Here is a 1,176-nt window from a genome sequence, read left to right on the forward strand (position 1 = left end):
CCAAGACCTCGCCTATCAGCTTCAAAAATTGGAGGCGGCCGGATGCTGCCAGGTTTTTCAGGAGAAACGCAGCGGCATGAACACTGCCGACCGTCCCCAGCTTGCAAAACTACTGAAGGCACTGGGGCCTGGCGACCAGGTACTTGCGACCGTAACCGACCGCATCGCTCGCGATCCCCTCGACATGCTGAATATCCTTAGCACTGTGAAGGAAAAAGGCGCGGGTCTCCGGCTACTAGATGAGCCTTTTATAGATACCACGTCGGAAATGTCTGACCTCATCATGTTCGTTGTCGGATGGGCTGCGAAGTGGCAGCGCAAGCGAATACTGGAAAACACAGCCAACGGCCGGGCGATGGCGAAGGCGCGTGGCGTCAAGTTTGGGCGCAAGCCAAAGCTCACCCCGCATCAACGACAAGAGATCTTACGGCGCATCGAGAACGGCGAGCTGATCCGAGAAATCGCCCGTTCCTATAACGTCAGCCACAGCACGATTTCCCGAATATCTAACGCATAACGCACAACGCATGCGTTTTGCGTTATGCGTTAGAGCGTATCAGGTGTATAATCGGGCCATGGCTCGCATTTATCTCACCCGCCAGGACGAAGGCCGCAACATGGCACGTTTCTACGCCATGAGCTTACAAGAGACACTGTTTGCCGAATGCTCTCTTGTACGTGAATGGGGAAGGATCGGCCGAGGCGGCCAGGTGCGCCAGGACACCTACGCCACCGCCCAGGAGGCCTGGCAAGCCCTAGATAGGCTGCAACAAGCCAAGATCAAACGCGGCTACCGTGTGAATTATGCCGCATAACGCATAACGCACACGCTATGGCGCGTGCATTTTAACTTTTACGTTAAGAGTTTTGCGTTACTGTTCCCCCATGAAAACACTTGTCCTTGTCACCCAAAAGGGCGGGAGCGGGAAAAGCTCGCTTGCCGCTAGCCTCGCCGTCGCGGCCGAAGAAGCGGGCGAGCGGGTGTTTATGCTCGACCTCGACCGGCAGGGCACCCTTGCCAACTGGATCAACCGGCGCACGGCGGAAACGCCCGGTTTCGATCGTGTGAACTCCGAGACAGAGCTAAACCACGCCCTAGCTACGTTGGCCGATCAGAAGTTTACCCTTACTATCATCGACACGCCGGGAGCTGATAACCCGCTTGTCACTGCCGCC

General features: G+C 56.6%; 3 protein-coding genes. All 3 read left to right on the forward strand.

Going from position 1 to position 1,176, the window contains the following annotated elements; translation table 11 throughout:
- Nucleotides 1-517, forward strand: a 517-nt coding sequence (locus tag ACWD35_RS45570; protein WP_451357193.1) for a recombinase family protein, incomplete at its 5' end; no start/stop codon positions are given.
- 58 nt (nucleotides 518-575) lie between these two features.
- The gene (locus tag ACWD35_RS45575) at nucleotides 576-815 is read left to right on the forward strand and encodes a WGR domain-containing protein (protein WP_427348605.1); all 240 of its coding nucleotides are present in this window, start codon (nucleotides 576-578) and stop codon (nucleotides 813-815) included.
- A 70-nt stretch (nucleotides 816-885) separates the two neighbouring features.
- Nucleotides 886-1,176 (forward strand): division plane positioning ATPase MipZ (locus ACWD35_RS45580; protein ID WP_451357194.1); only part of this gene is annotated, 291 nt, incomplete at its 3' end.

The sequence above is a fragment of the Streptomyces sp. NPDC002671 genome (assembly GCF_053592475.1).